Annotated in this window: 8 protein-coding genes; all 8 read left to right on the top strand. The window is 70.9% G+C overall.

The features are described 5' to 3' along the window. Positions 1 to 280, top strand: a 280-nt coding sequence (locus tag VGV13_11750) for a PIN domain-containing protein (GenBank protein ID HEV8641763.1), incomplete at its 5' end; no start/stop codon positions are given. After that, on the top strand, positions 271 to 1,500 hold the full coding sequence (locus VGV13_11745) for an aspartate kinase (GenBank protein ID HEV8641762.1): 1,230 nt from the start codon (positions 271 to 273) through the stop codon (positions 1,498 to 1,500). The genes VGV13_11750 and VGV13_11745, both read left to right, overlap by 10 nt. Further along, complete coding sequence (locus VGV13_11740; GenBank protein HEV8641761.1) at positions 1,497 to 2,606, top strand: zinc-binding dehydrogenase; 1,110 nt, start codon at positions 1,497 to 1,499, stop codon at positions 2,604 to 2,606. Before VGV13_11745 ends, VGV13_11740 begins: the two co-directional genes overlap by 4 nt. Before the next feature lie 19 nt (positions 2,607 to 2,625). Next, a complete protein-coding gene (locus tag VGV13_11735; GenBank protein HEV8641760.1) occupies positions 2,626 to 3,414 on the top strand; it encodes an alpha/beta fold hydrolase in 789 nt (262 codons plus the stop codon). Then, on the top strand, positions 3,411 to 4,556 hold the full coding sequence (locus tag VGV13_11730) for an LLM class flavin-dependent oxidoreductase (protein HEV8641759.1): 1,146 nt from the start codon (positions 3,411 to 3,413) through the stop codon (positions 4,554 to 4,556). Before VGV13_11735 ends, VGV13_11730 begins: the two co-directional genes overlap by 4 nt. Positions 4,557 to 4,667: 111 nt before the next feature. Next, positions 4,668 to 5,123, top strand: a complete 456-nt coding sequence (locus VGV13_11725; GenBank protein HEV8641758.1) for a helix-hairpin-helix domain-containing protein — start codon at positions 4,668 to 4,670, stop codon at positions 5,121 to 5,123. A 1-nt stretch (position 5,124) separates the two neighbouring features. Further along, a complete protein-coding gene (locus VGV13_11720; protein HEV8641757.1) occupies positions 5,125 to 7,446 on the top strand; it encodes a DNA internalization-related competence protein ComEC/Rec2 in 2,322 nt (773 codons plus the stop codon). A gap of 13 nt (positions 7,447 to 7,459) precedes the next feature. After that, the gene (locus VGV13_11715; GenBank protein ID HEV8641756.1) at positions 7,460 to 8,695 is read left to right on the top strand and encodes an LL-diaminopimelate aminotransferase; all 1,236 of its coding nucleotides are present in this window, start codon (positions 7,460 to 7,462) and stop codon (positions 8,693 to 8,695) included. The last annotated feature ends 226 nt before the right edge of the window (positions 8,696 to 8,921 follow it).

Below are 8,921 nucleotides of genomic sequence, written 5' to 3'. Positions count from 1 at the left end.
CGCCGAGGTCTGCGCCGGAATGCGACCGGATGAAGAGGACTCGACGATGGCCCTCCTCGATGGCCTGGTCGTCGTCCCCGTCACGCGGGCGATCGCCGAGGTGGCCGGCCGCTTCAAGCGCACGAGCCGGGCTCGCCGTTTGGAACTGGCCGACTGCCTGATCGCGGCCACCGCCCTCGTGGAGAGCGCCGCGCTGGCCACAGGGAACGTGAAGGATTATCCGATGCGCGAGATCACCGTCCTGCCGGCACGTGCTACGATGCGTGGACCATGGCGCTGATCGTTCAGAAGTACGGGGGCTCGTCCGTCGCGGACGCCGAGAAGATCAAGAACGTGGCGCGCCGGGTCGCCCAGCACGCCTCCGGCCATCAGCTCGTGGTCGTCGTCTCCGCCATGGGTAAGACCACCGACGGCCTGCTGACCCTCGTCCATCAGGTCAACCCGTCGCCCGATCCTCGCGAGATGGACATGCTGCTGGCCACCGGCGAGCAGGTGACGATCGCGCTGCTGGCCGTGGCGTTGCACGCCCTCGGCCTCAAGGCGCGTTCCTTCACCGGTCCCCAGGTCGGCATGCGCACGGACACCGCCCACACGAAGGCGCGGATCACGCGGATCAACGCCGAGCGGGTGCGGCAGGCGCTCGATGCGGGCGAGATCGCCGTGGTCGCGGGCTTCCAGGGCCTCAGCGAGAAGGATGAGATCACGACGCTCGGGCGCGGCGGCTCGGACCTCACCGCCGTCGCGCTGGCCGCCGCCCTCAAGGCGGACGTCTGCGAGATCTACACGGACGTCGAGGGCGTGTTCACCGCCGACCCCAATATCGTGCCCGACGCCCGCAAGCTTCCCCGCATCACCTACGACGAGATGCTCGAGATGGCGAGCCTGGGGGCCAAGGTCCTCCAGAGCCGCTCCGTCGAGTTCGCCAAGAAGTACGGCGTGCCGGTCCACGTCCGCTCCACCTTCAAGCCCGATCCCGGCACGCTGGTGACGAAAGAGGAGCACGACATGGAAGAGGCGCTGGTGACCGGCATCACCCACGACAGGAGCCAGGCCAAGATCTCGATCCTCCGCGTGCCCGACCGGCCCGGCATCGCCGCCCAGGTCTTCGGCGCCATCGCCGAGAAGACCATCGTGGTGGACATGATCGTCCAGAACATCAGCCGGGACGGCTACACCGACATGTCGTTCACGCTGCCCCGCGGCGACCACACGCGCGCGGTGGCGGTCCTGGAGGACGTGGGCCGCACGGTCCGGGCCCAGGGCATCGTGCACGACGAGCGCGTCGCCAAGGTCTCCATCGTCGGCGTCGGCATGCGCAGCCACTCCGGGGTGGCGGCCCGGATGTTCGCGACGCTGGCCCGGGAGGGGATCAACATCCAGATGATCTCCACCTCCGAGATCGCCGTGTCCTGCGTCATCGAGGACAAGTACGCCGAGCTCGCCGTCCGCGCGCTCCACGAGGCCTTCGAGCTGGGGCGCGAGCGGGAGGCCGCGGTATGAAAGGCAAGGCGGCGGTCTTCTTCGGCCCCGGCAAGCCCTTCGAGCTCCGCGAGCTGCCGCTACCCGAGGTCGAGCCCGACGCGGTCCTCATCCGCGTCTCGCTGGCCAACGTCTGCGGCTCCGACCTGCACTTCTGGCGCGGCGACGCCCCCCTGCGCCTGCCCGAGGACGGCTGGATTTACGGCCACGAGATGACGGGGCGCGTGGCGAGGCTGGGGGCGCGCGTGAAGACGGACTCCCTCGGCCGGCCGCTGAGCGAAGGCGACCGCGTCGCCTACCCCTACTTCTATCCGTGCGGGCGCTGCCCGGCGTGCCTCGGCAAGGAGCCGGCCGCCTGCCCCGCGAAAGTCGACCGCCCGCTCGGGCCCTCGCAGTTCCCCCATTTCCACGGCGCCTTCGCCGAGTACTACTACCTCAAGCCCGGCGGCGCGATCTTCAAGGTGCCCGACGCGCTGCCCGACGAGCTGGTGGCCCCCGTGAACTGCGCGCTCTCGCAAGTCATCTTCGGCTTGCACAAGGCCGGATTCCGGTTCGGCGACAGCCTGGTGATCCAGGGCGCGGGCGGGCTCGGCCTCCAGGCCGCGGCGGTGGCCAAGGACATGGGCGCCCAGACCGTCATCGTGGTGGACCAGATTGCCGGGCGCCTGGAGCTCGCGCAGGCCTTCGGCGCCGACCACACGATCGATATCAAGACGGTGCCCGATCGCAAGGACCGCGTGAACCTGGTCCGCCAGTGGACGGGCGGGGTGGGCGCGGATGTCGCCTGCGACTTCGTGGGCTTCCCTCAAGTCATCCCCGAGGGCATCGAGATGCTCCGTCCCGGCGGCGCCTATCTCGAGATCGGCACGATCAGCCGCGGCGTGAAGGTCGAGCTGGAGCCGGCCCAGCTCGTGTGGGGCTCGAAGAGGATCGTCGGCGTCATCATGTACGACCCGTGGGTGATCCCGCGCGCCCTGGACTTCCTCGTGCGCAACCGCGCCCGCTGGCCCTTCGACCGCCTGCTCTCCCACAAGTACCCCCTGGAGAACATCAACGAGGCGTTCGCGCAGTCGGAGTGGCACGCCAAGGACACGACGAACATCACGCGGGCCGCCCTGGTGCCTTAGGGCGGGGCCGGCCTCAGGCGTGCCGAGCCAGCATCGGCTGATAGTCCGCGAAACCCCGGTCGAGCTCCTCTCGGACGGGACCGGGCCCGCCCTCCTCTTCCTGCACGGCGCCGGTGGGGCCGGACGCTGGCTGCCCTTCCACGCCGAGCTGGCCCGGCGGTTCACCGTCTACCTCCCCAAGCATCCCGGTCACGGCGGCGCGCCGGCTGCGGAGTGGATCGAGCACATCTCCGACCTGGCCTTCCACTACCTCGATCTTCTCGACGAGCTGAAGCTCGACCGGGTCCATCTGGTGGGCTCGTCGCTGGGGGGCTGGATCGCCGCCGAGATGGCGACGATGGCCTCGCACCGTCTGAAATCGCTGGCGCTGATCGCGCCGGTCGGGATCAAGGTCGACGGCTGGATCTACCCGTTCCTCTTCGCCATGGAGCTGCCCCAGCTCGTCGCCACCGTCTTCCACGATCAAGCCAAGGCGCTGGCGCTGGCCCCGGGCGACCTGACCAACATCGACACGCTGGCGGAGCTCTACCGCGAGCGGGCGGCGCTGGCGCGGGTGAGCTGGAACCCGTACCTCTACAACCCGCTCCTGCGGCGCCGCCTGGGGCGCATCACCGCGCCCACGCTGCTCTGCTGGGGCGAGCGCGACCGGGTCGCCCCGCTCCTCTGCGCGGAGGCGTGGGCGAAGGAGATTCCCGGCGCGCAGCTCCGGACCTTCGCCGCCTCCGGCCACCTGCCGCATCTCGAGGAGCCGGAGGCGGTGGCGGCGGCCGTGGCGGACTTCTGCGGCCCGCGGGAGGTCGCGCGGTGAAGTTCTATTACTTCCATCTGATGCCCTATCCGATGGAGCACGACGAGCCGTCCTCGTGGGTCACGCTCTCCAACCGCCGCTACGACCCGGAGATCGGCCACGCGCTCTACAACCAGTACCTCGACCAGTTCGAGCACGCCGAGCGCCTGGGCTGGGACGGCCTCTGCGTGAACGAGCACCACCAGAACTGCTACGGCACCATGCCGAGCCCCAACCTCATGGCGGCGATGCTGGCGCGCCGGACGACGCGCGCGAAGATCGCCATCCTCGGCAACGGGCTGCCCCTCCGCGAGAACCCGCTGCGCATCGCCGAGGAGATCGCCATGCTCGACGTCGTCTCGGGCGGGCGCATCATCTCCGGCTTCGTGCGCGGGATCGGCCCCGAGTACTTCTCCACGGTGGTCAACCCCACCCACTCCCGCGAGCGCTTCTACGAGGCGGCCGAGCTGATCGTCCGCGCCTGGACCGAGCCGGGGCCCTTCGCCTTCGACGGTCGCTTCTACCGCTATCCCTTCGTGAACCCGTGGCCCCGCCCGCTGCAGAAGCCGCACCCGCCGATCTGGTGCCCGTCCCAGGGCAGCTCGGAGACCGTGGAGTGGGCGGCGCGGCGCCGCTTCCCGTACCTGATGGTCTTTACGCCGATCAAGCGGATCGCCCAGATCTACGGCGAGTACCGGGAGGCGTGCGAGCGCTACGGCTACCAGGCCAGCCGTTACCAGTTGACGGTCAACCTGCCGATCGTCGTCGCCGAGAACGACGAGAAGGCGCGGACCATCGCCCGCCAGACCGCGCTGTGGGTCTATCACACGGGGCTACGGATGCCACTCACGTTCTGGGTGCCGCCGGGGTACCTCACCGAGAGCGCGTTCCGCCGATCGCTGGCCGTGCCCCGGAAGCTTCCCACCGAGCTCAGCTTCGAGGACCTGGAGGAAGGCGGCTACATCATCTGCGGCAGCCCCGCGACCGTGCGCGACAAGTTGCGCGTCTTCTCCGACGAGCTCCGCGCGGGCATCGTCTGCTCCGGCCTGCCGGCCGGCAGCCACGAGGCCACGCTCGACATGATGGAGATGTTCGCCCGGGAGGTCATGCCGCACTTCCGCGAGGACGCCGCCGTCGACGAGACCGCCGGGATCGGCCGGTGACGTTCTGGTGAGCAAGATACTTGCCATCGACGTGCGTCGACGATCGGAGACGCCCGCTGTCTTCTTTTTTGCACTCTAGCCGAGTGCTCGGGCGCGTGACATCGTCGGCGCATGGCCCTCCACACGCGCCGTCAGCTGGTCCTGTTGCTCTCGCTCCTGGGCGCGGCGACCATCGGCCTCGCGGTACGCGAGTGGCGTGCCGCGTATCCCGAGCTTGCCGAGCGCCTCGAGCAGTTCGATCGCGAGCCGGAGGGCCGGGAGGGGGCCCGGGAGACCTCTCCCCCTCCCGGCCGTGCGGCGTCCGGTCGACTGCACGCGACGACTGACAAGGTCGGGCGCTCCGCGGCCGAGCATCGGGTGGAGCCCGCGGAGCCCGTCGATCTCAACCGCGCGACGACAGAGGACCTCGCGCGCCTGCCCGGGGTGGGGCCGGTGCTCGCGACACGCATCGTCACCACGCGGGAGGCCGACGGCCGCTTCGGCTCCGTCGAGGAGCTGAAGAAGGTGAAAGGCCTCGGGCGGTCCAGGCTCGAGCGTCTGCGCGCGCTCGTCACCGTAACGGAGTGAGATGAGCTGGAGCCGGGTCCCACTGGCCCCGCTGGCGCTCGCTCTCGTCGGCGGGATCGCGCTGGCTCCGTGGATCCCGTCGCACCTCGCGTGGTGGGTCCTCCTCGCGGCCCTGGCCTGGGGCGCGAGCCTGGTGATTCTCGAGCGGCTCGGCTCCGCGACGGCCTTCCTGCTTCTGGGCGTGGCCGCCGTCGGCGCCCTCAGAGCAATCCCACTTCCACCGCCGCCCGACCACGTCGCCCGGATGCCGCTGCCGACGGTGGCGCGCGTCGAGGGGCGCCTGGTGGCCGAGCCCGTCAGGTTTGCCCCCGACCGGGTGCGCCTCCTGCTCGAAGTCGAAGGCGTCGACGGCGAGCCACGCACTGGCCGGCTTCAAGTGACCGTCTACGGCGGCGACCTGCCGCCGGTGGCCGAGGGGCAGCGCATCGCAGCCACCATGCGCCTGCACCCCGCCACCGGCTTTCGAAACCCCGATGGATTCGACTACGCCGCCTCTCTCCAGCGCGAGGGAATCTTCGTCGTCGCCAGCGCCCGCGCCGAGCGTGTCGCCGCCCTCGAAGACCCGAGACCGCCCTGGCCCGTCCGGGCCAAGCGCGCCGCTCGCGAGGTCATGGCGCGGACGCTGCCGCCGGCGTCGGCAGCGCTGCTCGGCGGCCTGCTGCTCGGAGACCGCGTCGACCTGCCGAGGGAGATCGACGAGGCCTTCCGGCGCGCCGGCGTCTATCACGTGCTCGCGGTCTCCGGCTTCAACGTGGCGCTCGTCGCCGGCGCCGTCTGGGCGCTCCTCACGCTGGCGCGCGTCGGGCGCCGTCCGGCGGCGCTGGGGGCGATGGTCGCCGTGATCGGCTTCGCGCTCGTCGTCGGCCCCGAGCCCTCGGTGCTCCGCGCGGTGATCATGGGCGTGCTGGTGCTGGGCGCGCTTCTGCTCGATCGGGAGGCGTCAGTGATGAACGGCCTCGCCCTCGCCGCGCTCGTGCTCCTGGCCGTGCGACCCGGCGATCTGCTCGATCCGGGGTTCCAGCTCTCGTTCGCGGCCACGGCCGGTATCGTGCTGGCGCCGCTGCCGCGGGGCCTGATCCCGGGCGCGCTCGGCGTCAGCGTGGCGGCGCAGCTCGCCGTGCTCCCCATCGCCCTGGTCCACTTCAACCAGCTCTCGCTGATCGGTCCCCTCGCGAACCTGGGCGTGGTGCCGCTCGCGGGTGTGGCGACCGTGGTCGGGCTGCTCGCGGTGGCGCTGGCGCTCGTCACCGAGGTCGGGAGCACGATCCTCTTCGACGCGACCTGGCCCATCCTCCTGGCGCTGCGGGTTGTCGTCGCCCTGGCGGCTTCGGTACCGGCAGGGCTCCTGCACCTGCCGGCGCCCCACTGGGCGGCGATCGTCGCCTATACGCTCGGGCTCGGGCTGGCGCTCCTCTGGTGGCGCCTGCGCGAGGCGCCGTCGCGCTCGCGCCTGGCCGGCCAGGGCGCCTGCGTGCTCCTGGCCGCGGCGATTATCATCGCCGCCTGGCCCCTGATTCGCCCCGCCGATGGGCGGCTTCGCCTCACGGTCCTCGACGTCGGTCAGGGGGACGCCATCGTCCTCGAGACACCCCACGGGCAGGCCGCCCTCATCGACGCGGGCCCGGGCGGGCCGATGCGTCTCGACGCCGGCGAGCGCGTGGTGGCGCCGTTTCTCTGGAACCATGGCGTTCTGCGTCTGGCGGCGGCGATGACGACGCACGACGACCGGGATCACGCGGGCGGCATGGCCGCCGTGCGCCGGTACTTCGCCGTGCGCGAAGAGCTGGGCCCGCAGGCGATGCGCTGGATCGGCGGCGTTCGCGTTCTCGCGCTCGATCCGGGACGGCCGGGGGGAGGCTCCGTGGCTCAGGAACCCCACTCCGCTCGGAGCCTGCCCCCGCCCGCCCCGGCCCCCAGACGGAACGACGATGCCGTGGTGCTGCGCATCGACTACGGGCTGGCGTCGTTTCTGCTCGCTTCCGACATTACGGCGCCGGCCGAGCGCGACCTTCTCGCCTCGGGCGCGCCGCTGCGCGCGACCGTGCTCAAGGTCGCGCACCACGGATCCCGCAGCTCCAGCACTCCCGGGTTTCTCGAGCGGGCCCGCCCGTCGTTCGCCGTGATCTCGGTGGGTCCGCGCAACTCCTACGGCCATCCGGCGCCGGAGGTCCTCGCGCGCCTGGCCGCCGTCGGCACGCGTGTCTACCGCACCGACCGCGACGGCGCGGTGAGCTTCGAGACCGACGGCAGCGCGCTCACCGTGACTCGCTGGGCGACGGGTGCCGTGCAGCGCTACTGCCTTGACCCCGACGTGATTTGCTGATGTAGTGAGGCCCGTGACGCGAGTCAACGAGCACTATCTCCAGCTCAAGTCGAGCTACCTCTTTTACGAGATCGCGCGCCGCCTGAAGGCCTTCCAAGCGGCGCATCCGAGCGCCAAGATCATCCGCCTGGGCATCGGCGACGTGACGCAGCCGCTGGCGCCGGCCATCATCCACGCGCTCCACGAGGCGGTGGACGAGATGGCCCGCCCGGAGACCTTCCGCGGCTACGGCCCGGAGCCCGGCTACGAGTTCCTGACCGGGCAGATCGCCGCGCGCGACTATGACACGCGCGGCGTGCGCCTGAGCCCCGACGAGATCTTCGTCAGCGACGGGGGCAAGAGCGACAGCGCGAACATCCAGGAGATCTTCGCCCCCGACTGCGTCGTCGCCGTCACCGACCCGGTCTATCCCGTCTACGTGGACAGCAACGTCATGGCCGGTCGGGGAGGCGCGCCGGATGCGAGCGGACGCTACGGGGGCCTGGTCTACCTGCCCTGCACGGCGGAGAACGACTTCCAGCCCGCGCTACCCGACCGCCCGGTGGATCTCATCTACCTCTGCTATCCGAACAACCCGACCGGCGCAGTGATGACGAAAGCGGCGCTCAAGAGGTGGGTGGACTACGCGCGGGGCCAGGGCGCGGTGCTCCTGTACGACGCCGCCTACGAGGCGTACATCCGCGAGCCGGACATCCCCCACTCGATCTTCGAGGTCGAGGGCGCGCGCGAGGTCGCCGTGGAGTTCCGCAGCTTCTCCAAGACGGCCGGCTTCACCGGCACCCGCTGCGCGTTCACGGTGGTGCCCAAGGAACTCTCCGGCGTGGCAGCCTCCGGGGAGCGCGTGAGCCTACACGCCCTGTGGCTCCGCCGCCAATCGACCAAGTTCAACGGCGTGCCCTACATCGTGCAGAAGGCGGCCGCGGCGGTGTACACGGAGGAGGGCGCGCGGCAGGTGCGCGGGCAGGTCGATTACTACCTGGACAACGCACGGATCATCCGCGAGGGGCTGGAGGCGATCGGGCTCAGAGTCTACGGCGGCAACAACGCCCCCTACCTCTGGGTCAGGACCCCCGGGCGCCTCGACTCATGGGCCTTCTTCGACAAGCTGCTGCAGGAGGCGCACGTGGTGGGCACGCCCGGCGCCGGCTTCGGCCCGAGCGGGGAGGGCTACCTGCGCCTGACCGCGTTCGGCCGGCGCGATGAGACCGAGGAAGCGGTCGAGCGGATCAAGACGCGCCTGGCGTTGTAGCGCGCGGTCGGGCCGGGGTGGGGTCTCCGACCACGAGCCTGGGCGCGCCGCCACCCGATAGTGACATTCCCAGACAGCGCGTGCAGGCGAATCACCGTCGGCGGGAACGGGTCGGAGCACCCACCCCGGCCCGACCGCGCGCTACACGCCACGCGAGCATCCGTTGGTGGGAACGGGTCGGAGCACCCACCCCGCCTACCAGCCGCCTTCAGGCCACGCGAGCCTC

The organism is Candidatus Methylomirabilota bacterium (assembly GCA_036001065.1).
Lineage (GTDB): Bacteria > Methylomirabilota > Methylomirabilia > Rokubacteriales > CSP1-6 > MNEF01.
Note: the sequence above shows the minus strand (reverse complement) of the source record. Positions and strands in the feature narration are given on the sequence as shown.

Bases quoted from the DNA above. Each gene is read 5' to 3' on its own strand.
- VGV13_11745 (HEV8641762.1), top strand. From the start codon at position 271: ATGGCGCTGATCGTTCAGAAGTACGGGGGCTCGTCCGTCGCGGACGCC.
- VGV13_11740 (HEV8641761.1), top strand. From the start codon at position 1,497: ATGAAAGGCAAGGCGGCGGTCTTCTTCGGCCCCGGCAAGCCCTTCGAG.
- VGV13_11725 (HEV8641758.1), top strand. From the start codon at position 4,668: ATGGCCCTCCACACGCGCCGTCAGCTGGTCCTGTTGCTCTCGCTCCTG.
- VGV13_11720 (HEV8641757.1), top strand. From the start codon at position 5,125: ATGAGCTGGAGCCGGGTCCCACTGGCCCCGCTGGCGCTCGCTCTCGTC.